Source organism: Enterococcus sp. DIV2379 (genome assembly GCF_050542965.1).
Classification (GTDB): Bacteria; Bacillota; Bacilli; order Lactobacillales; family Enterococcaceae; genus Enterococcus_D; species Enterococcus_D entomosocium.
This window is the reverse complement of the sequence record NZ_CP172938.1, coordinates 422,460-444,562: the sequence shown is the minus strand read 5'-3', so window position 1 is coordinate 444,562 and position 22,103 is coordinate 422,460. Positions and strand designations below refer to the sequence as shown.

Annotated in this window: 24 protein-coding genes; 7 read left to right on the top strand and 17 right to left on the bottom strand. The window is 42.7% G+C overall.

The features are described from left to right. Window positions 1–108: 108 nt before the first annotated feature. Window positions 109–1,209: a multiple monosaccharide ABC transporter substrate-binding protein gene (chvE, locus tag IGI92_RS02115; protein ID WP_086372573.1), complete on the bottom strand. Its 1,101-nt coding sequence runs from the start codon at window positions 1,207–1,209 to the stop codon at window positions 109–111. A 232-nt stretch (window positions 1,210–1,441) separates the two neighbouring features. On the opposite strand from chvE, the gene IGI92_RS02110 reads away from it, so the two are divergent. From IGI92_RS02110 to IGI92_RS02100, 3 genes are read left to right on the top strand one after another with little or no spacing between them, the layout of a single operon-like run. Continuing rightward, on the top strand, window positions 1,442–2,446 hold the full coding sequence (locus tag IGI92_RS02110; RefSeq protein ID WP_429976557.1) for an ABC transporter substrate-binding protein: 1,005 nt from the start codon (window positions 1,442–1,444) through the stop codon (window positions 2,444–2,446). Window positions 2,447–2,456: 10 nt separating this feature from the next. Next, on the top strand, window positions 2,457–3,905 hold the full coding sequence (locus tag IGI92_RS02105; protein WP_430607810.1) for a sensor histidine kinase: 1,449 nt from the start codon (window positions 2,457–2,459) through the stop codon (window positions 3,903–3,905). Then, complete coding sequence (locus IGI92_RS02100) at window positions 3,883–5,436, top strand: response regulator (RefSeq protein WP_430607808.1); 1,554 nt, start codon at window positions 3,883–3,885, stop codon at window positions 5,434–5,436. Before IGI92_RS02105 ends, IGI92_RS02100 begins: the two co-directional genes overlap by 23 nt. Window positions 5,437–5,513: 77 nt before the next feature. Here IGI92_RS02100 and IGI92_RS02095 read toward each other — a convergent pair whose 3' ends face one another. Beyond that, a complete protein-coding gene (locus IGI92_RS02095) occupies window positions 5,514–7,586 on the bottom strand; it encodes a DNA topoisomerase III (protein WP_008376150.1) in 2,073 nt (690 codons plus the stop codon). After that, window positions 7,519–7,896 carry a DUF1033 family protein gene (locus IGI92_RS02090; RefSeq protein ID WP_005227251.1) on the bottom strand — a complete coding sequence of 126 codons (378 nt, stop codon included), beginning with the start codon at window positions 7,894–7,896 and terminating at the stop codon, window positions 7,519–7,521. Before IGI92_RS02090 ends, IGI92_RS02095 begins: the two co-directional genes overlap by 68 nt. Window positions 7,897–8,208: 312 nt before the next feature. On the opposite strand from IGI92_RS02090, the gene IGI92_RS02085 reads away from it, so the two are divergent. Beyond that, a complete protein-coding gene (locus tag IGI92_RS02085) occupies window positions 8,209–9,069 on the top strand; it encodes an AAA family ATPase (RefSeq protein WP_430607806.1) in 861 nt (286 codons plus the stop codon). A gap of 121 nt (window positions 9,070–9,190) precedes the next feature. Here IGI92_RS02085 and IGI92_RS02080 read toward each other — a convergent pair whose 3' ends face one another. The 6 genes from IGI92_RS02080 to IGI92_RS02055 form a co-directional block, all read right to left on the bottom strand. Continuing rightward, complete coding sequence (locus IGI92_RS02080) at window positions 9,191–9,352, bottom strand: hypothetical protein (protein ID WP_008376152.1); 162 nt, start codon at window positions 9,350–9,352, stop codon at window positions 9,191–9,193. A gap of 214 nt (window positions 9,353–9,566) precedes the next feature. Then, window positions 9,567–10,319 carry a class II aldolase/adducin family protein gene (locus tag IGI92_RS02075; protein WP_194187883.1) on the bottom strand — a complete coding sequence of 251 codons (753 nt, stop codon included), beginning with the start codon at window positions 10,317–10,319 and terminating at the stop codon, window positions 9,567–9,569. Between the two features lie 17 nt (window positions 10,320–10,336). Continuing rightward, window positions 10,337–10,588, bottom strand: coding sequence for a hypothetical protein (locus IGI92_RS02070; RefSeq protein WP_061053678.1), 252 nt, complete (start codon window positions 10,586–10,588; stop codon window positions 10,337–10,339). A 28-nt stretch (window positions 10,589–10,616) separates the two neighbouring features. Then, the gene (locus IGI92_RS02065; protein WP_430607802.1) at window positions 10,617–12,008 is read right to left on the bottom strand and encodes a PTS galactitol transporter subunit IIC; all 1,392 of its coding nucleotides are present in this window, start codon (window positions 12,006–12,008) and stop codon (window positions 10,617–10,619) included. Window positions 12,009–12,044: 36 nt separating this feature from the next. Beyond that, on the bottom strand, window positions 12,045–12,344 hold the full coding sequence (locus IGI92_RS02060; protein ID WP_005227245.1) for a PTS sugar transporter subunit IIB: 300 nt from the start codon (window positions 12,342–12,344) through the stop codon (window positions 12,045–12,047). Between the two features lie 20 nt (window positions 12,345–12,364). Beyond that, a complete protein-coding gene (locus IGI92_RS02055) occupies window positions 12,365–12,826 on the bottom strand; it encodes a PTS sugar transporter subunit IIA (protein WP_429961691.1) in 462 nt (153 codons plus the stop codon). Between the two features lie 281 nt (window positions 12,827–13,107). Between IGI92_RS02055 and IGI92_RS02050 the strand changes: the two genes are divergently transcribed. Then, entirely contained in the window at window positions 13,108–13,869 is a 762-nt protein-coding gene (locus IGI92_RS02050; protein WP_008376158.1) for a DeoR/GlpR family DNA-binding transcription regulator, read from the top strand. After that, window positions 13,866–14,822, top strand: coding sequence for a 1-phosphofructokinase family hexose kinase (locus IGI92_RS02045; protein WP_430607801.1), 957 nt, complete (start codon window positions 13,866–13,868; stop codon window positions 14,820–14,822). Before IGI92_RS02050 ends, IGI92_RS02045 begins: the two co-directional genes overlap by 4 nt. A 124-nt stretch (window positions 14,823–14,946) precedes the next feature. Here IGI92_RS02045 and mnmA read toward each other — a convergent pair whose 3' ends face one another. Then, complete coding sequence (gene mnmA / locus IGI92_RS02040; protein WP_026008140.1) at window positions 14,947–16,065, bottom strand: tRNA 2-thiouridine(34) synthase MnmA; 1,119 nt, start codon at window positions 16,063–16,065, stop codon at window positions 14,947–14,949. A gap of 368 nt (window positions 16,066–16,433) precedes the next feature. Here mnmA and IGI92_RS02035 point away from each other — a divergent pair, with 368 nt between their 5' ends. Beyond that, on the top strand, window positions 16,434–17,147 hold the full coding sequence (locus tag IGI92_RS02035; protein ID WP_430607800.1) for a C39 family peptidase: 714 nt from the start codon (window positions 16,434–16,436) through the stop codon (window positions 17,145–17,147). 86 nt (window positions 17,148–17,233) lie between these two features. Here the strand turns inward: IGI92_RS02035 and IGI92_RS02030 are convergent, their stop codons facing one another. From IGI92_RS02030 to IGI92_RS02000, 7 genes are all read right to left on the bottom strand, one after another. Then, window positions 17,234–17,752 carry an Asp23/Gls24 family envelope stress response protein gene (locus IGI92_RS02030; RefSeq protein WP_005232258.1) on the bottom strand — a complete coding sequence of 173 codons (519 nt, stop codon included), beginning with the start codon at window positions 17,750–17,752 and terminating at the stop codon, window positions 17,234–17,236. Window positions 17,753–17,808: 56 nt separating this feature from the next. After that, window positions 17,809–18,003, bottom strand: a complete 195-nt coding sequence (locus IGI92_RS02025) for a DUF2273 domain-containing protein (protein ID WP_005232259.1) — start codon at window positions 18,001–18,003, stop codon at window positions 17,809–17,811. Between the two features lie 11 nt (window positions 18,004–18,014). Then, a complete protein-coding gene (gene amaP / locus IGI92_RS02020; RefSeq protein ID WP_005232260.1) occupies window positions 18,015–18,578 on the bottom strand; it encodes an alkaline shock response membrane anchor protein AmaP in 564 nt (187 codons plus the stop codon). A gap of 205 nt (window positions 18,579–18,783) precedes the next feature. After that, a complete protein-coding gene (locus IGI92_RS02015) occupies window positions 18,784–19,389 on the bottom strand; it encodes a metallophosphoesterase (protein ID WP_430607799.1) in 606 nt (201 codons plus the stop codon). A gap of 42 nt (window positions 19,390–19,431) precedes the next feature. Further along, window positions 19,432–20,277 (bottom strand): aldo/keto reductase, encoded by an 846-nt coding sequence (locus tag IGI92_RS02010; RefSeq protein ID WP_430607797.1) that lies wholly within the window; start codon window positions 20,275–20,277, stop codon window positions 19,432–19,434. A gap of 177 nt (window positions 20,278–20,454) precedes the next feature. Beyond that, entirely contained in the window at window positions 20,455–20,796 is a 342-nt protein-coding gene (locus tag IGI92_RS02005) for a DUF1831 domain-containing protein (RefSeq protein WP_005232263.1), read from the bottom strand. A gap of 68 nt (window positions 20,797–20,864) precedes the next feature. Continuing rightward, window positions 20,865–22,004: a cysteine desulfurase family protein gene (locus IGI92_RS02000; protein WP_430607795.1), complete on the bottom strand. Its 1,140-nt coding sequence runs from the start codon at window positions 22,002–22,004 to the stop codon at window positions 20,865–20,867. Window positions 22,005–22,103: the final 99 nt, after the last annotated feature.

The following is a 22,103-nucleotide window of genomic DNA, read 5'->3' as shown; positions in this document are numbered from 1 at the left end:
GCTCCCTTTGCAAGAAAAGCGGAAAGAACGAATACTGGGGATGATTCGTTCTTCCCTGCTGCTTTAGGGGAAACTAGCATCTTTTCTCGCTGGATCTGCACTCCTTGCTTAAATGCCCAGCTCTTCTTCTGTATAGTAATCGGTATCGATCAGTTCTTCTTTGTAGTTGTCGCTATCCACAGAAACGGGATTTGACAAGTAGGTTGGTACGACTTTGACGCCATTGTCATAGGTTTCAGTATCGTTGACTGGCACTTCCTCGCCATTGGTGATGGCTTCGATCATTTCGATCGTGTTTTTCGCTAACACTCGTGTATCTTTAAAAATCGTTTGGGTTTGTTCTCCCGCGATGATTGATTTCACTCCTGCCACCGTCGCATCTTGACCGGTGATCACAGGCAGTGGTTTATCAGAGGAACCATAGCCCACACCTTTAAGCGATGAAATGATTCCTAGGCTGATTGGATCATACGGTGAAAGAACAGCATCCAATGTTTGATCCGTATAGTTGGCACTCAACAAGTTGTCCATCCGAGCTTGCGCGGTTGAACCATCCCAACGCAAGGTAGCGATTTGGTTGAAGTTGGTTTGACCAGAAGGAACGACTAGCTGTCCGCTGTCAAAGTATTGTTGGAAGACCGAAAGGACCCCATTATAATTGATCAATGCATTGTTATCATCTGGAGAGCCGCCGAATAATTCAATATTAAATGGTCCTTCACCGTCTTTGAGACCTAATTTGTCTTCAATATAAGACGCTTGCAGCACGCCGACTCCAAAATTATCAAAGGTGGCATAATAATCGACGTATTCCGAGTTCATCAGTAAACGGTCATAGGCGATGACTGTGATGTCTTCGTTATGGGCTTTTTCCAACACGTCCGTCAGTGCCGAACCATCGATCGAGGCGATCACTAAAGTATCAACGCCTTTGGTGATCATGTTCTCAATTTGTGCCACTTGGTTTTCTACTTTGTCTTCTCCATATTGCAGGTCAGTTTTATAGCCAAGCTTCTCTAATTCCTCTACCATATTGTTGCCATCTGCGATCCATCGTTCTGCCGATTTGGTCGGCATCGCGATCCCAACAAATCCTTTGTCTCCGTCACCGTTTGCCCCGCTATCTGATCCATTCCCACAAGCTGCTAACAATCCACCAACCAATAAGGTGGATGCTAGGACGACCAATTTACCAAAAGTACCTTTCATTGTGATCCCTCCATGTCTTTTTCTTACATATTCAGTATAGCTAGTTAAAGAATCGCTTACATTTAGATTTTTTCGAGGTTTCTTGGATTTCTTGAGAAAAAACGGCCCAGTTACCCCCTTTTCTCTTCGGAATCTTGGATTTTTTAAGATTCCCTTGGTTTTTATTTGATTTGATATTTTGTGTAAAGCGCTTCCGTATTTTTTAGTAGAATAGACCATAGAGGTGAAAAAAATGAGGAATATAAAAATTGGGTTACTCCTTTGTTTGTGTCTGTCTTTCTTGGCTGGTTGCGAAGCAATCAAAGAAACGACCGCTGAAACAGCGGAAGAAAGTATCGTGATCGGTTTTTCCCAGTCGGGAACGGAAAGCAGCTGGCGTAAACGCCATACGGAATCGATCCGCACTGAATTAGAGAAGGAAGGCTATGAAGTCCTTTATCGTAACGGTTATATGAATCAAGAGCGACAGATCCAAGATATCCGCAATTTTATCGTGTATCAAGTCGATGCCATCGTCTTTACCCCCATTCAGGAAAACAATTGGGAACCGATTTTGGAAGAGGCGGCCCAAGCTGGGATTCCCGTTTTCGTGGTAGATCGACATGTCAATGTCAGCGATCCCTCTTTATTTTTGACCCATATCGGGCCAAGCTTCAAAGCCGAGGGCAATCGTGCAGGTCTCTACGTTAGTAATTATTATAAAGAGCATGAGAACGAAACAGTCAATGTTTTAGAATTGACGGGACTGGATGCTACGTCCCCGACGTATTTGCGCTCAGAAGGGTTCCGAGAAACCATCAAGCGTGATTATGCCCATAACAATGTGACGATCCAAGTCGTAGACGAATTAAACGGCGATTTCATCCGCCGTAAAGGCAAAGAAGTCATCGAACAATACATCGAAGCAGGCAAAATGGAACAGATTGATGTCTTGTTCAGCCACAATGATGAGATGACGTTGGGTGCCCTAGAAGCCTTAGAAAAAACCGATATTGAGCCGGGGAAGGATTTAGTGATCGTATCGATCGATGCTCAAAAAGAAATGATCGATAAATTGAAGCAAGGAGTGGTCAATTGTGTCGTTGAGTGCAACCCAGATGCCGGGGTGTTCGTCAAAAATGCCATCTCGCGCTACTTGGCTCGCGGCGCCGATGCCATTCCTCGTGAAATCTATGTCCATGAAACAGTTTTTTCCAGTGACATGGATTTCGATCAGATTCCACCGAGAAATTATTGAGGAGATGAAGATGAAAACAAAAAGTATCAAGGGCATCTTTCAACAGACGAATAAACTGATGATCCTCGTCGCCTTTATTCCCCTCGTACTAAGCAGTGTGTTTTACTCGCGGCAGATTTTCATTTACCAAAATACCATCAACAATATTGAAGAAGCCAATCAACTATCGGAAAAAGTCGATGCCATTGTCTTGGAGGAGATGTGGGACTTAGTCTTTGGCCAAAAAACCGTCGCACAAGTCCAAGAAACCAATGTAATTGAGGAATTGAGGAGCGACCTGCAACACATCCAAGAAAATACCAGCACTGCGAAAGAGCTCAATATTTTAGCGGTCGCCTTTCGGACGCTCGATTCTTTAGAAACCTATCAGCAACAGTTGATCGACAATATTCTCAACGATGAGCCGGTGGAAAAAAACCAATACGTCATGATCCAAGTGGATTCGGTGATCGATTTGCTATCCGATATTTTGCAGCAATTCGTCGGGGTAGAGATCAGCTTAGCCAGCCAAACCAATCACGAACTAGTCCAATCGGTATTGTTACTGATCCTTTTTCAAGTCGTGTTGCTTTTGATCATCTTTGCTATCATCAATAAAAACCGCCGCTTTGTTCGTGACAACCTGCAAGACCCGCTGGATCGGTTATTAGATCTTTCCAACGAACTATCCCAAGGACATTTGAGCTACCGAGCAGAACTGCCAGAAACCCCAGAGCTGCGGACCTTGACGAGTAGCTTGAATCGAATGGCAGATGACTTGACCCGACTCTTGGAAGAAAATGCCTTGAAACAGTATCACTTAGCCCAAAGTGAGGTGCGGGTCTTACAAGCCCAGATTACCCCACATTTCATCTATAATAGTTTAGATGCGATCGTTTCTTTGATTGAAGCTGCCCGTTACGAGCAAGCAACGGAAATGACCTATGCGTTGTCGGATTTTTTCCGTATCTCCTTAAGCAAAGGGCAAGACTGGATTCCTTTGGAAAAAGAATTGCGGCATGTGGGCGATTACTTGAAGATTTTGCAGATTCGCTATGGTAGGATGCTGTCTTACACCATCGAAGATCAAACCGTCAGTCCAGAACTGCAGGTTTTGAAAATGGTCCTGCAGCCCCTAGTTGAAAACGCCGTTTATCATGGCACCAAGTTTGTCCGTCGCGTCGGCATGATTCGAATCACAGTGTCAGAATTGCCTCACCAGATTCAAATGACCATCAGTGACAACGGCATTGGGATCGACCCTGAGCGTTTGGAGGAGATTCGTCGTAACCTTAAAGAAACCACTGATCCCGCCTCTGAGAGCGGCTATGGCCTATATAACGTCTATCGCCGTCTCCGGCTGAACTACGGCAGCGAAGCGCAACTGACGATCCACAGTCAATACCAAGAAGGCACCACGATTAACGTCACAGTACCAAAAAGGGAGGAACCCAACCATGTACAAAGTGTTCATAGTTGAAGATGAACATCTGATTCGCGATAGTTTGCGTCACCAAATCATGACTCTCGCCAAACAATACCCGATCGTTTATAGCGATGAAGCCGCCGATGGCGAATTGGCGCTAGCTTCGATCCTTGATCTGCGTCCGGATATTATTATCAGCGATATCAAAATGCCGTTTATGGATGGCTTGGTCTTTGCGAAAGAAGCCAAAAAATTATTGCCGCAAGTTCGCATTATTTTTGTTAGCGGCTTTGATGATTTTGACTATGCAAAAACGGCACTGCAGCTGCAAGCAGACGATTACTTACTCAAGCCCATCAAAAACGAAGAATTAGAACAAGCCATCAAAACCGTCATTCAACACTTAGATGAACAACAAACCACCCATCAGCAATTATCCAAAGAAGACGATTTATTCGAAATGGAAATCAAAAAAAATCACTTTCTGAATCATCTTTTTAAACAAAAGATCACGATCTCAGAAGCTTTTTTGCAAGCAGAAGAACTGGGACGGCGCTTTTCAGGCAAACAGTTTTGTGTGCTGTTAGCAAAAACCCCCTTCAATCAAAGTTTTTCTGACTACACTCGCTTTAGCCAGCAGCTGACCAAAGCCTATGAGCAAGATGATGCCGTCTTGTTCTCCAGTGTGTCTAGCCGCTTCATCAAGTTTTTACTTTTTGACCATGACCGCGAACAAGTTTTAGAAAAAGCCTATCAGATCGCTCAAAGCCTCGTTCATGGTTCTGGGGAAGAAGTGGCAGTGGCGATCGGACCTATAGCAGATCGTTTCTCGGGCATCCCTCTTTCTTATCAGAAAGCTCGTGACATGCTAAAAACCTATGGCAGCATCCGCAAGGAAAAAATCATCAGCTATGAAGATGACATTCGAGAAGGGGAACTGTCCCCCACCAATCCTTTCAAAACCGATCTTGCTTCAAGACTGGCAAATGCTGGGAAACAGACGATCCCTGAGCTGACCGATGAATTGATGGCGCCTCAAGGGACCGTTGAGCGAACGCAAATGTACCGTTTGTTCGTCTTGGTCGAATTGCTGGCATTATTGAAGAAAAAAGACAGTCATTCGCTGCCCCAGATCGTTCAGCACGCCCATGACTTAGACTATCTAGCGGCATTGACCCATGAGCCAGAGAACTATCAAACGACTCTGGCAGAACTGTTGCCGCTATTGACCAAACAACCCATCAATCCTGCAATGGCGAAGTATCAAAGCGTCATCAATCAAGCTAAAGCCTTTATCAGTGAGCACTTTTCTGATCCCAATATTTCCTTAAATGTAGTTGCTGAAAAAGTTCATTTGAGTCCGGCGCACTTCAGCACCATCTTCTCGCAAGCCACTGATTCTACGTTTATCGAATACTTGACCGAGCAACGATTGACCTTAGCTAAGGAACTGCTGTTAACGACAAATCTACGGCTATCTGAGATCGCCTTTGATGTTGGCTATAATGACCCAAATTATTTTTCCTTTTTGTTCAAGAAGAAAGAAAGTATCTCACCGAAAGAATACCGTCAAAAAAATGCCTAGTTGAATGAATGGATACAAAAAAAGAGTGAGAGACAGCAAAATCGTCCTCACTCTTTTTTATTTTCTACCTCATTCAGTTATTTCTTCTCCATCGCAGCTTTTAAAGCAGCTGCTAATGGGCTTTCTTGCGGTTCTTCTTGATTGATTTTATTCATCAAGCGGCGTTCTTCGTGTTTCGACAGCTTTTTGCTGCGCTCTTTTTTATCCGCCATTTTTTCGGTGGTCCCATCGAATTTACAGCGGAAATAGGCGCCATTTTTGCCCTCAATGATCTCCATCTTTCGGTGACATTGCGGGCAACGTCGGTTTGAAACTTTCGGGTCTTTCCGACGACGGTACTTGCAGGTGCCACTGGAACAAACATAGATCTTGCCATCACGGGTATTTTTCTCCCGCAATGGTTCGCCGCATTCTGGACACCGTTTTTGGGTCAATGAGAAATCTTGGTACTTGCTCTCACTTTGCTTGATTTCTTTAACCAATTGTTTAGTGTCTGCTTCGATTTGCGCGAGGAAGGTTTGGGCAGAGTAGGTGCCTTTCGCGATGGCTTCCAGTTCCTTCTCCCATTTTTCCGTCAACTCTGGTGTCACCAAGGAAGGATTGACTAAGACTAACAACTGCTTGCCTTTTGGCGATACTTGCAAGCCGCTTGGGGTCCGCTCCATCAGCTCAGATTTGATCAGCTTTTCAATGATCTCCGCACGGGTTGCCGGCGTACCAAGACTGTGTTTTTCCATTTTGCCTAAAAGAGTTCCTTCATTCAACGGTTTCGGTGGTGTGGTCAACTCTTTTTGGATGGTGAACTCAGGCTTGATGGTACTGCCTTTTTGCCAAGCTATGTCAATGGTTTCTTCTTCAGAAGTCGTTTTCCATCCCGCTTCTAACACGGTATTGCGGTTGAACACAAAGGTCTCAGAACCAAAGGTCACTGTCACTTTCTGTTGCTGTTTTTTATGAGGTTTCGCAAAGAGCATTAAGAAACGACTAACGATCATTTGATAGATCCGTTGTTCATCGGTAGTTAATTTTTCATAACGTGCCCGCTGTTCCGTTGGCAGCAGGGCATGGTGATCCGTGACTTTTTTATCATTGAAGACAGCTTGCTGCACCACTTGTCCGCCGTTTTTCAAGTATCCTTTGACTTCTGGGGCAAAATCCGCAACTGCCTGCAGGCGTTCCTTCATGGTTGCCTTCATATCATTGGTCAAATACTTGGAATCCGTCCTTGGATAAGTGACGATCTTGTGGGTTTCATACAAGCTTTGAACAAGCGACAAGGTCTTCTTGGCTGAAAACCCATAACGCTGATTGGCTTCTCGTTGGATCTCGGTCAAATCGTAGGGCAGTGGTGCACTTTCTGTTTTGACCTTTTCTTCGATCGCTGTCACGCGACCATTTTGTTGACTCATTTGTTTGACCAATGCTTCGGCGTCACTGCGTTCTTTTAGTTGATAAGGATTTTTTTGTTGCAGGCGGGCCTTGGCATCGCCTACGTTTAGGGTAATCACATGATAGGTTTGCGGACGGAAACTCTCGATCTGCATTTCCTGACTGCGCACCAAAGCTAAGGTAGGGGTTTGGACCCGACCCGCACTAAGATTGTCTTGATATTTGACCGTCAATGCCCGCGTGACATTCAATCCTACCAGCCAGTCGGCTTTTGCCCGCGCAAGGGCGGAGTAGTAAAGATTGTCGTAGTGCTTGGCTGACTGCAATTTTGCAAAGCCTTCTTTGATGGCTTTAGGGGTTTGCGAAGAAATCCACAAACGTTTGACTGGTTTGTCAAAACGAACCCACTCCAAAATCCAGCGAGCGACTAGCTCCCCTTCTCTTCCCGCATCGGTGGCGATCACGACTTCCCCGACATCTTTTCTTTGAGCCAATTGTTTGATGGCTTTTAGTTGATGACCGGTTTTTGGCAACGGCTTGATCCCGATGGACTTAGGGATCATCGGTAATGTTTCCATCTGCCATGATGCCCAGTCTTTATTTAGATCTTCAGGCATTTTCAAGCCCAATAAATGACCAAGGGCCCAAGTAACGATCGCCTTGGGTCCTTCGTAATAATTTTTATGTTTTTGCTCACAGCCCAAAACTTTGCTGAGGTCTTTGGCAACGCTTGGCTTTTCCGCTAGAATTAGTTGTTTCATAAAAATCTTTCCTGCTTTCGTCGACGACTTGCTGATATTCTTTGAGCAATGCCAGTCCAATATATTGTTGGAGGTAATCGTCGCATTCTTCGCACCAGCGTTCGTCTTCTTCATTCCAAAAAGCCGTCATAAAGTTTGATTTTGCATTTATGTACGAATACTCTTCTCTGATTTCTTGCCATTTTTGTTCATAAAATGACTGCGCCTCGCTGAAAGTTGCAAATGTGAACGCCTCTTGAATATCTGACTGCCATCCCTCAAAAAACCACCACGGTTCATTGTCCCCATACATGACTACTACTTGATACATTCCATTGCTCCTTTCACGATTCCTTCCCCATATTAGTCACTTTTACTTAAACTTGCAAGGAATAAGTTTCAGCATTTAATCATCGCTTAAAGAATTCATTAAACCTTCGTTTTTTTGTACGTTTTATCGGTTGCTTAAGATTACATCATTTCTATGCCCTTATAGTCTAGCACAGAAGTTTCCTGTTGTGAATATAACAGGAAAAGATTAAAAAAATATCAAACAAGATTTATTTTAACCTCGCAAAAAAAATTTTATCTGTGATGGATATGCTACAATAATGGCAACCACGAAACTGCTAGGAGGTGCCCCATGTATCTCGAACAAATCACTTTTCCCGATCAAGAAACCGAGTTTGATTTTTTCCTTTCTATCCAACGGACTGTCTATGATTCTTACTACCCTTTTCAGATTCTCAGTGCCCGCCGTTTTCAGCAGATCGATTTTGAACCAATCACGATTTTATATGGCGGTAATGGTTCTGGCAAAACCACTGCATTGAACGTGATTGCAGAAAAGATCCACGCTCAGCGCTTTGCTGCGTATAATCGGTCGAATTTTTTCGAGGACTATCTATCCTACTGTTCTGCTCGTAGCAACGACGAACCGCAAGAAAAAGTGCTATTGACCAGCGATGACGTCTTTGACTTCATGCTTGATATTCGAAACTTAAATCAAGGGATCGATCATCGCCGAGAAGAAGTGTTTCAAGAATACTACCAAGCAAAGTATGCGGACTTTCGTTTCACAGGTTTTGACGATTACCATGAATTGAAGAAAATCAATCTCGCACGATCCAACACACAGTCCAAATTCACCCGCAAGCACTTGATCGACAACGTCCGAGAATATTCCAATGGTGAAAGTGCCTTTCGCTTCTTTCAAGAAAAAATTCGTCCCAACAGTCTTTACTTATTAGATGAACCAGAAAATTCCCTTTCTGCTGATCGCCAGCTGGAACTAGTGCAGTTACTGGAAGATTTTGTCCGCTATGAACAGTGCCAATTCATTATTGCTACCCATAGTCCTTTCGTTTTATCTTTAAAGGAAGCCAAAATCTATGATTTGGATCAAACACCTGTCGATGTTCGGAAGTGGACGCAGTTAGCTAATGTCCAGCAGTATTACCGCTTTTTTCAAGCACATCAAGCCGAATTTGATGATCGATCATGACCAAAGCAAACCATTTTCCGTCAAAGATTTCTTTTGGCATTTTTTTCCGCTACACTCACACAAAGACCAAAATCAAATTGATCAGAGCAATATAGAAGGCGACAACTCCCGCAATTTTGCCTCACTTGACTTCTGCTTGGTTATACTGATCGGAATGCTCCGCAATCTGAGCGGACAAAAAGTAGAACTTTTTAAAAACAAGCAAATACCCTGCTAAACCAAATAGTACGGCTAAGGCAAGTTGGTTGATTTGGCTTGAAATGACCTGATTCTGATGAAGCATTACCAACCCTACGGCACTAACCTCCCCTCATTTCATGAGGTTGGCTCTTGTACGATTCATGCACCTCCCCCTTTCTTTTAAAAATGCCAATGCATCAAAAACATTCATTTTCTGACTAAATTATAGCATAATTTGACTAAAAAAATAAAATCCAAGAACTCGTAAACGAATGTTCTTGGATTTTTATCAATCGAAAAAGATGATTACTTGCTGGCTAATCACCACCAGCAAAAATTTCTTCTTTATTATAAATCGGTGCATGTTTTTTCAAGTCTTCAAGTGTTCCTACTTGTCTCCCTTTGGAGTAAAAACCATCTAACAAGCCTAAAGATTGAAAAATCGTTTGCTTATAGGCAATTTCCGCATTCCATTCCGTGGTATCTAGTATTTGCAAAGCTTTATGGATTGCTTCGATGCCAGATGCTCCTGGCGCACTGATCAGTACCCCATGACTGTTGAGGAGCAACATATTCGGTAAGGTGAGTTGTTCTTTTTTCATGTAATCAGAAACTAATTCTGCTAATTCTGGTGAGCAATTAGGTTCAAAGTCTAGTACAGGAATATAGCCAATTTTTTGGGTCGCTTCTGTTAAGTTAGGCATATCCAATCCAGCGGTTGCCCAAAACATCGAGTGAGGAGAATGGGCATGTAAGACTGCTTTTATCGCTGGATTCGTATCATAAACCGCTTCGTGTAAGTTGATTTCTCGTGTCAGCTGACCAACCCCATCAATCACTGTTCTCGTATGAGGCTCAACGACTAAAATCTGGGCTGGTGAGACCTCTCCTAAATAGGCTTCTGACATCATAGTTGGTGTCATAATAATGTATTCTTTTCCAGTTTCATCGGTTGTTTTAAAAGAAAAATTACCGCCTGCAACATTTGTATTCTTCCGGGTAAAAATCAATTTTACGATTCGTGCTAAATCTTCCCGTTCTCTTTCAAAAATCATCCGTCCATCTGACATATTCAAGACCACCTTTTTTATTTTTCAAACGTTTTGTTGCGTAAGATTGTTTGTACAGCTCCCCTTACTTTAGCTGCTTCTTCCTCTTTTTTCTTTTTCCGTTCATCGTATTCTTTAAAAAGTACTGGACTGCCATATTTGTATACACAGACTGCTAGACCAATCGCTACGACATTAAATAGGTACTGTTGTGTCACCAAAGCTAAGAGATAGCAGCCAATTGCTAGAAAAAGAAGCAATTGCCATTTTATTTTTTCGCTCTTTCCCATTCCTGTCGTCCTTTCCTTTTTGAAAATATTAGCCATTCGTCGCACGTACTTGCGTCGATGAGGTCCCTTGTTCTTCATATCTTTGACTTGGTACCTTTACCTTATTCATATATTTATACAACCAGACAAACATTGCGATAAACACAACGGAACCGACGATACCCAAGATATTTCCTTTAAACGCTTCTGCAAATAAAATTCGAAATTCCGGTCCTTCGATCGAAGACCAAGTGATTTGCTGCCCTTTTTGTATTCCTTCTACTGCGCCGGTTCGATCTGCTAAGCCCGTTAGGATCGGCGTCAAATACGTAGCTGCATATAGATAGATTGGCATCGAAATAACCCCCATGATCAGCATACGAACCAAGTTTCCGCCGGTGAGCAATAATCCACCTACTGCGATCGAATAGTTAATGATTCCTGCTAAAGGCAACACAGCATTTCCCGGCAAGATGATAGCATAGCCAATAAAGACAGGTACCAACAAGATAGCAGTGACCCAAATCTCAGAGCGACCAGCTAATACGGGCCAATCTAACCCAATGTAAACTTCCCGATCTTTAAAGCGTTTTTTCATCATTTCCGACATTGCATCAGCCAGTGGTGAAAGAGACTGCATAAACATTTTTGAGATCATTGGGAACAAAGCCATTGCAGTCGCGATTTGAATAGCTAAGTTCAATGAGCCTGACACGCCATAAGCTGCAGCTAATCCCAAGCCCAAACCAATGAGAAAGCCCATCACCGAATTTTCAGAGAAGATACCGATTTTCTTTTTTAAGGCTTTGGTATCGGCCCGTCGATTAAAGAAAGGAATTTTATCCATAATCACATTGATCGGTAATAAAAGCACTGCTGAAATATTCATCAAGTGGGTCACTGTTACTAAAGGAATACCAGTCAAATCCTCAATGTGGCGTTGGAACATATCCCCCATTTTAAGTTCCAAGATAACCTGTACGATGGCGGTGATAAACCCAGCAAGTAAACTTCCACTGATAAAGTAGACCAGATAGGCAGTCAGCGCTTTGCCCCATACATTCCACATATCGACATTCAACGTCTTGGTCCAGTTCAAAATCAACATGACAAAATTCACGCTAAGAACGACGGCAAAGAAAACAAATGCATAGGACCATGACCAGGTGATACTTGCCGCTCCTGTCCACCCTAAATCTAGCGCAGGCAAGTTCAAGCCAGTATTTTTTGCCAATGCTTCGGAAGCTGGACTAACTGCATTTGACATAAAGCCAATGACCATAGACATCCCAGTAAAAGCAATACCTAACGTGATTGCAGACATAAAGGCTTTTTTGAATTTCATCCCTGCAACCAAGCCTAGGATTAAAATGATTAGCGGCACAAAAATAGCGGAACCTAAACCTAAGATATAATTGATAATGTCTTGAAATACTTGCATTTTTTTCACTTCTTTCTTTTGATAGGATGTTTTGTACTAGCCAATCAATTCTTTGATTTCTTCATAAATCGTATCCATACCCATACCGGTAAGAAACGGAATCCCAGCAAAAACGTGTACACCTAGCTCAGCGGCTTTTTCCAATACTTCATCATCTGGCTGAGCAACATACACATAAATTCCTGTCGACGGCAATTCATTTTGGATCGACTTGTAATCAACTGCTTCAACGGGGAAATCGATTCCGTCATCTTCAAGCATTCCAGCAATTTTACTTGCGATCGTTTGACTTGTTGCAACCCCACTTCCACATGCTACGATCAATCTTCTTTTCATCTTAAATTCCTCCAAAAATTTTATTTTGTATACTGTGTAACTAGCTGATAAATTGCCTGCACTTCTTGTGTTTCAATGAATGCCTTTACAAATCCTTCATCCATAAATAATGCCATTAACGATTGCAGTAAGCCGACTTGCTCTTTTGGTTCTTTGATTCCTAGAAAAAAGAGATCCTTGACCTGCATTTCTTGACTGTCGCCCATTTGCTTCATCTTCACCTCGTTTTTCAGACGCACGATCGCAATAAAAGGCTTTTCGACATACGCTGGTTCTGAATGAGGCAAGCCAATATTCAAATACTGTGTAATCAGTCCAGTTGGAAAGGCTTGTTCTCTTGCTAGTAATCCTTCTAGATACTGTTCATTCACAAAACCTTGTTGCTGTAATCGTTTGGCTATTTCTTCAAATAGTTCTTTCAACTCCTCTCCTTCCACATCGAGAAAAATTAACCTTTCATCAAACATGCTCGTATAGCCCACTATTCTTCCTCCTTGTTCAACTTAAATGATAAATATTGTTAAAGTTTGTTAAAATGTGTTTTACAATGTAAATATACAATAGTTAATTTTTCTTGTCAACGCTTTCTTTTGGTATTTTTTTCAAACTGATTCCTTTCACCAATACACGAAACTACCAAACTTTAACAAAGATGAACATTTTTCCTTGCTTTTTCCAAAAGTAAATGCTATTAATTAATGTATAAAGAACACCGATAAAAAAGAAACTTAAAAAAAATCGTTAATCAACCAGAGGTGAAACTATGTTAAAGAAAGAACGGCAAGAAAAAATTCTAGCGCTAGTGAATCAACACGATTACTTATCCATTGCAGAAATAGCCAAAACATTAGACGTTTCCGATATGACCATTCGTAGAGATATTACAGAGTTAGCGAATCAATCTTTATTGGTAAAAATCTATGGTGGTGCCCAAAAACTCGAAAAAATCGAACACGAGCTTTCTACTCAAGAAAAAATCGATACGAACGTTGCCGAAAAGAAATTCATCGGAAAAGTAATGAACAGTATCATATCAGACAACGATACTATCTATATCGGTGCGGGAACTACGATGCTCCACGCTTTACCTGAACTAAAAAAAGCAAACTTATTCGTGATCACAAATAGTTTACTTGCTTTTAATTATTTGATTTACAACACAGACTATCGTGTCTTATTGACCGGTGGAGAATTTTCCCGCACGACGGAAGAATTTTATGGGGAAACAGCAGAGAAGAGTTTTGAAAATCTAAATATCGATATCGCTTTTGCTGCTACAAATGGGATCTTTGAAAATAATATCACCACTGCAAATCTTGTTGAAGGTTCGATTCAACGAGTCGCATTCAAACATTCCCGCAAAAAATGCATCGTTGCAGATAGTTCCAAGTTTAATCGCTCTGACGTTTATACCTTCTACTCGCTTTCAGATATCGACTATTTGATCACTGATGATAAACTTTCTGAGACTACTTTTGACTATTATCGTTCCTTTACAGAGATCCTCAAGGAGGAACAAAAATGATTTTAACCATCACAATGAACCCTTCCATGGACTACAACTATCTTGTTCCTTCGCTAAAATTGGATCAAGTAAATCGGGTAGATAACCCACATACATCAATTGGAGGAAAAGGCATCAATGCTGGCAGAGTCATCGCACAATCTGGGGAAGCCGTTTTATTGACAGGTATTTTAGGTGGACCTGTAGGCAAAACGATCCTTGATTCTTTACTAGCTGAAGAACGTTATGTATTGGATTTCCTCACCATCGACGGCAATTCTCGCAATGCGATCACGATCATGCATGACGGTAACACTCATACTGAGCTAGTAGAAAAAGGACTTTATCTGTCGGAGGAAAACGAACAACTTTTTTACCAACACCTTGCAGCAATAATTAAACAACACCCCATCACGGTCGTCTGTATTTCTGGATCAGTAAATTCTGATAATGGACACTTTCACGATCAGTTGCTTCAATTCATCCGTCAATCATTAGGTGAACAAGTCCCGATCCTCATGGATATAGCTGGGGAACAACTAAAAAATTGTTTGACTCAAACGAATGCTCGTCCGAATTTTATTAAACCAAATCAACAGGAATTAGAAGAACTAATGGGTCAAAAATTGCATTCATCGCAAGACATTTTCTCTGTCTTAGAGAGCACTCTTTTCGAAGGGATCGACACCGTCATGGTTTCTCAGGGCGGCGATGGGGCAATCGTTAAACATCAGTCGACTTTTTTTAAGATTGAGATCCCTAAAATCGCCGTCGTTAATACGACTGGTTGTGGTGATTCAACCATTGGTGGTATGGCTGTTGCATTAAATAAACAGTATCCAATGGAACAAGCATTGATCTATTCGATGGCTTGCGGCATGTCTAATGCGCTCTCGAAAACAAACGGTACGATCGATCCTGCACAAGTCGCTGCATTTAGCGAAAAGATCCACCTTTTCAAGATCAAAGAATAAACGGCTACCTATTTTTTTGGTTCTCTTGATTACGCAAAACATTCGTTGGTACAAAGAAAGAAAGCCCTAGCTAAGTGCAACTGATTGGTTCAGTGTTCTTAGCTAGGGCAGATTGTGTTAGTGGTTAAACATATTGTAATTCTTTGGCTTCTTTGTAGGCTGCATCGATCAAACCGCCGCCCAAGCATTCCATCCCGTCATAAAAAACGACTGCTTGTCCAGGAGTGATGGCGCGTACTGGTTCGTCAAAAATCACTTCTGCTCGATCTCCATCTAATAGACGCACCGTTACCGGTACATCTTGTTGACGGTAGCGGAATTTTGCTGTGCATGAAAATTCCGTGCCGCGGTCTTGTTCTGTAGTAAAGTGGATTTGGCTTGCTTCCAAGCGATCTGCATACAATGCGGGGTGATGGAATCCTTGCCCCACATACAAAGTGTTGGTCGCCAAGTCTTTGCCTACGACAAACCATGGTTCTTGAGTGGCACCGCCGCCGCCAATGCCTAAGCCTTGACGTTGTCCGATGGTGTAGTACATCAAGCCATCGTGTTGTCCTTTGACTTCGCCATCTAATGTAACCATATTGCCTTTTTTCGCTGGCAAGTAATTACTCAAAAATTGTTTAAAATTCTTTTCTCCGATAAAGCAGACTCCCGTGGAATCTTTTTTCTTGGCTGTTGCTAGACCTGCCCGTTCAGCGATCGCTCGTACTTCTGATTTTTCCATGCCGCCTAGTGGGAACATGGTTTTGCTCAATTGTTCTTGTGACAATTGGCTTAAGAAATACGTTTGATCTTTGTTGTTATCCACGCCTCGCAACATATGAGTCACGCCGTTTTCATCAACAGTCACTTGCGCATAATGGCCAGTTGCTACATAATCGGCACCAAGATCCATCGCATAATCCAAAAAGGCTTTGAACTTGATTTCCTTGTTACACATGACATCTGGATTTGGCGTCCGTCCGGCACGGTATTCTGCAAGAAAATATTCAAATACACGGTCCCAGTATTCTTTTTCGAAATTCACTGAATAATAAGGAATCCCGATTTGCGCAGCCACTTTGGCTACGTCTTTGTAGTCTTCTGTTGCGGTACAAACACCGTTTTCATCGGTATCATCCCAATTTTTCATAAAGATCCCGACAACATCATACCCTTGTTCTTTCAGCAAAAGTGCTGTTACTGACGAGTCTACCCCGCCACTCATTCCAACCACCACCCGGGTGTTTTCGTTAGACATGATCGTTTCACCATCATTTCAATTATAGATTCTGAAATCATCTACGATTTGAAGGTCGCAACTTTTCAGTAATTTGCATTATACAACAAAACACAAAAAAGTTCACTGTTTGCTGTCTTTTCTTAAAAATTCCTTTTTTAGAAAAGACATCTGGAGAGAAGTTGCTGTTCGTTATTCCACCCACTCAGCCAAATAGAGGAAGCGCTGCTTTTGTGTCTGTCATCGACAGCTGTCCAAACAGTAACAACTTACTTTTCAAATGGTGGTTGTCATAAAATCGTATGAAATTCTTCAGGAAATGCAGAAATGCTCTTATTAGAAAAAGACTATACTTCTCTTAGATATTACTTTACGAGGAGGGGCATTTCATGCGATTGCACACAAGGATATCGAAAACGAGGAGAAATGATGGGAAGAAAGAAAAAAGCCTTGCACTGCTGCTTTTTCTCATCGGTGGTGTTTTTGTCATTCATTACGTGATTGATCAGGTCAGGGATGCTGCGTTTGATCAGACAGCGCTTGTCTCAAAACAGTTCACTCGCCAAGCCAATCAAGCGATTCAACAAGCGATGGCAGACACGCAGCAAGTGCCGTTGATTGTACAAACCGATCAACGCTGGGGCAATAACACGTATGGATATGGAGAAGAGCAAAATACGTTTGCGGCAAACGGATGCGCTATTGCTTCTTTAGCTATGATCGATTCTTTTTGGACAGATCGTCCGCCGAATCCTGACAAACTATTGGAGTGGGCTGGCGATCAATTTTATCTTCCCAAACAAGGAACGAGTTGGCAAATCTTTCCTCAGTTTGCCGAAACTTTTGGTTACCAATTTGCCGATTTAGGGGATTCATTTGAGGCTGCCTATGAGAAAATGACACAAGGCATCCCCGTTGTGGTCTCGGTTCAAGCAGGAACCTTTACGACATCCGGACATATTATGGTATTGGCTTTGAACAAAGAAGGAACGATTCAAGTATTCGATCCTAATGATTCCCTCGAAAAAGCCCATTATGAGAAAAGCTATCCTAACGATGTCTTTCAAGCAGAAGGAATCCATTATTGGAGCTTTTGGCTTTGATGTTCTGATCGGCTGAAGCTGCAAAAATACACCTTTTGTGGGACAAAAAAAGACTAGCCGCAGCTAGTCTTTTGCTTATCTTGCTATTATTGAACGCGTGGTTCGTTGTTTTCTTGAATACGCGTCGTTGTCCGGTTGAAGGCACCTTTGGCTTTACGTGTTTGTTTTGACGCAAAGTCGCCAGTTGTTTCTGCCGCACTGCTTACTTTGTCTTGAACTGTTTCAGAGTCTTTTTCGAATTGTTCACGTGTTTTGACATCTGCTACATTCACGTTTACTTCGATGACTTCTAAATTCGTCATTTTGTTGACTTGTGTTGAAACAACCTCTTTGATTTGGTCGTAGATCGTGGTCATGTCGCTGCCATATTCTGCAACGATATCAAGATCGACTGCCACTTGTTTTTTCCCAACTTCAACGTTGATCCCTGAAGTCACATCATCGGTGTTGACTAATTTACCTGCAATATTTGAGAAGAAACCGCCATCGACTGTTAAGAGTCCGTCTACAGATTCTAATGCAATGCCTACGATTTTTTGAATCACTTTATCTTCGTAAGTTAATTCTCCTTTAACACCTGTTGTTGGTTTTGTTTGGTTTTCCATCGTACATTCCTCCTACTATAATCTTGATATAAATTAAACTAATAATGTTACCAAAGTTAACGGCGCGGTCTTTGAAATTGTTCAAAGAATCCGACTTCTTTGAGATAAAATCCCAGATACGTACCTAGTGCCGTAAATAGCACCAGCAGTATGGTTTTCAAAAAGCCGATCGTTAGAAACAGGATCGCTAGGATCAAACCGAAACCTGCAAAGATAAGCGGGATCTTATAGTGGTAGAACCATTCACTCATACCTGTTCCTCCTAAACTACACGCGGTTGGTCATGGGCTGCTGGCGTTTCTTGCGTATCTTTTAAAACAACTTCCGTTTGGATATTGCTTTCGATACCGAAAAGCTGCTGCAGACTGCTGCTGATCTCACCAACCAAAGCTTCTTGTTTTTGCGGGATGGCTGCTGTTTGTTTCATTTCTCCATCGATTTTTACCGCTACTTTATTCTTGACGATTTTGATTTTTACCGATGGCTGATGGATGAAATCTGCTTGTTTCACCCGCTCGAGCACAAAATGCTCTAACGCCTTCTTCTGAATCACTAAATCGCCTGTCTTATGGGGAATGATCAAGCGGTCTGAGCGTTTTGGATAAAACAAAACGACAAAAAGTGCGATCACTGTAAAAATAGCAAAGCCAACAGATAACCAAAAGAGCAGCATACTCATGGAAGATCCGACCCAAGGATATTCATCCAAAGGAATCAAGTAAACAGGCAATGAAGCCGCTTGCTGATTGGCGATGATCCCAAAATAAAAGACAAGTAAGAGTAAAAGTAATCCGATGATAAAAATCACTTTAGAAATCTTACGCATTGGCAACCTCCTTTACTGCTTTCTACTTAAAGCATACACATTTCTTAAATATCCATCAAATAATAACTCTTGGAATCGATTATTTTTTACATATAAAGTTTATTTTTATCAAAAAAATTTCCTTAATCAAAGCTTGCTGTCAAAGTCATCACAAAAAAAGCAAGCCGTCCGAATCTGTTTGGATGCTTGCTTTTCTTGTTATCTGTTAACGAGCTAGCTTGGCAAGTTCTTGTTGTTTTGCATGATACAGCACCGCCAGTTCATTTTCGGAAACTGGTCGACCGAAGGGACGCGGCTGCGGCAGAAACGCCAATTCCGGCGCATCGACTCCTACGTTGAGATTCTCAGCGATTGGCACACTGTGATGATGGATATGCCCATGCAGATTGCGGCTGTTTTTGGTGATCCCCAGCAGCATAGGATAATGGGTCAGTATAAATTGCTGATGAGCAAACTTCAGCAAGACACCGACATCTTCAAACGCATACTTTTGGGCTCCCAAACAACCAGGATCATGCTTGCGCAAGTACGCAAAGAAAGCCCGGGTATCATGATTGCCTTTGGTAAAAACGATTTTGCCCTGCAGCTGTGCTAACAGCGCCGCAATTTCTGGAAAACCTGCTTCATAAGCAGGGTGCATCGCGACATCCCCTAAATGATAAACGACATCTTTATCCGCAACGACCTCATTCCAGCTAGCGATCATCGTTTCATGCATTTGCGTCACTGTCTCAAAGGGGCGTGGGGCAAAGTCATTGTCCCCGAGCAAGGCTGCATGAAAATAATGGGTATCAGACGTAAAAAATTTCATAGTCGCTCCTTACTTTACTGCTTTTTTCTGTGATTAGGGTCTTCAAATCATCGCTAGCGGCTGCTTTTTCGTTGGCTCCGGAAAGCGTGCATCGATTGTCGCCAATTCGCTTTTGGAAAAAACGATTTTGGCAGCTTCAATGTTCTGCAGCATATGCAGCGAGTCACTGGTTTGGGGGATCGCTAAGACGTGGGGTTGTCGGAGGGTCCATGCCAAAAGCAGCTGAAAAATCGTGCAGCCTTTGGCTTCTGCCAGCTCTTTCAAGACTTCATCATTTTTAAAGTGGTGCCCTAACCGATTGCCTTGAGCAATTGGTGAGTAGGCAATCACCGGAATCTCCGTCTCTGCCTGCCAAGGCAAAAGATCGTATTCGATTCCGCGGGCGCCTAAATTATAGAGTACTTGGTTAGCGGCACATTGATCGCCGTTTTCTAACCGCAACAGCTCCTCCATATCTGCCACGTCAAAATTAGAGACGCCCCATGCGCGAATTTTTCCAGAGTCTTTGGCAGCTTCTAGTGCGTGAACTGTTTCTGCTAACGGTACATCCCCTCGCCAGTGTAACAGATACAGATCAAGATAGTCGGTGCCTAAACGCGCTAAGCTGCGGTCTAAAGCTTTTGGCAATTCATCGGTGGAGGCATTCCATGGATAGACTTTTGAAATCAAATAAAGATCCCCTCGTGTAAAGGGCTGGATCGCTTTGCCAACTAGCGTTTCTGCGTTTCCCTCGCCGTACATTTCTGCGGTATCGATGACAGCCGCTCCGGCTTTGATGCCCGCTTGCAGCGCATCGATCTCGGCTTTTACCTTAGCTGAGTCATCCCCCATATGCCAAGTTCCCATTCCAACGGCTAACACGGATTGCTTGTTTAAGGTTCGTTTCATCTGGATTCCTTCTTTCTCGTCTCAACGTATCCACTTTCTGAGAATGGCTTAGGTTTGTTTTCTATAGTATAAAAAGAAACCGGCAAAGATACAAAAGAAGTGTATCAATCCCTTGCCTGCTTGGCGGAGTGACACACTTCTTGCCCTTTGAACGGTATAGCTGCTTCTGACAAAAGCTTACGCTTTGACAAACAACCCGCGGCTGATAAAACCATCCATTAAAAAGTAAAATTTTTCTTGCAGCATTTTGTGCTGTTCATCTTTGAAAATATTGACTGCTTTTAATCCATTGGCTGTCGTGATCGACATCTTGAAGGTTTGCAGATCTTTTGCAACAGTGATTTTTAATTTAAAGCCTTCTTTACTTTGGGGTGTTGCTTCAAGGCCACGAATCAATTGGAAGTTGCCGCCGTTCGTTTCTGTAAAGCCATTGTCCCGCAACGTATATTTTTTTGCTTCAGGAGCAATGCGGTATTGGGTTGCTGCGCCTAAAACGGTTGCTGTTGTTTCAAATGCCATGTTCTTCACCTCTTTAACATCATTTCTTTCATTATAAATAGTTTTCAGCGAGATTGCTAGCTGTTCTCCTACTTTTTCGTTGCTAAGACAGTTTCTGCTAATAGCTGAGCAAATGCTTCGATTTCCGCCAATGTGTTGCCATAGCCAAAGCTGACTCTGACCGATTCCCGGATAGCTGGATGCTCTTTGCCTACCATCGCTTCTAGCACATGGGAGGGTTCAACATTGCCCGCCGTACAAGCGCTGCCTGTCGAGATGGCGGCTCCTTTTAAGTCCAATTTCATCAGTAACAAGTCACTGCTGACCCCTGGGAAACGCAGATTCAAAATATGGGGCAATTTGTGTGCTGGATCACCATTCAACTGAACATCAACGCCTTGTGCTGCTAAGGTCTCCATCAGCACATCGGCAAACGTTTGATATTGTTCTGCCGCTGCTTGCTGCGCTTCGGGGGTATGCAAAGAAGCTGCTTTGGCCATTCCCATGATGGCTGCCAAGTTTTCCGTCCCTGCTCGCCGTTTTTCTTCTTGTTCGCCACCGTGGAGTAGCGAAGGTAGCGACAAGCCATCTCGTTTATACAAAAAGCCGATCCCTTTTGGTCCGTTGATTTTGTGAGCCGAAATGCTTAGGAGATCAATGCTATTTTCATTGATTTCAAGCGGGATTTTGCCATAAGCTTGCACGGCATCGGTATGAAAAACGACGGGATGCTCCCGTAAAAGGGCGCCAATTTCTGCAATCGGCAACAAATTGCCCGTTTCATTGTTTGCCGTCATTATGGATACTAAAATCGTATCGGGACGTAAGGCAGCCTCAACTTCACTGACGGCCAATTGCCCCTTTTGATCTACGGGCAAATAGGTCACCTCAAAGCCTAAGCCTTCTAAATAGCGCATACTCTCAATGACCGCCGGATGTTCGATCTGGGTCGTAATGATATGTTTGCCTTGTGCTTGTTTGCTAAGGGCTGTACCGATGATCGCTGTATTATCACTTTCGGTACCTCCACTGTTAAAAATGATCTCATGTTCCTTGACCCCTAGCTGCTGAGCGATCGCTTGACGAGCCAATTCTAATTGGGTGTGGGCATCTCGACCATAATGATGAATGCTTGATGGATTGCCAAAAAATGTCTGCATCGTCTCACTCATCACTTTGATCACTTCTGGGTGCAGCGGTGTCGTTGCTGCATGATCTAAGTAAACCATTCTTTTCACCTATCCTTCATTACTGCCATTATAACAAATCTTCCTCAGACGTCTATCGTGAGTGTCCATACGAAAAAACCTGTCAGTCAAAAGCGGAAA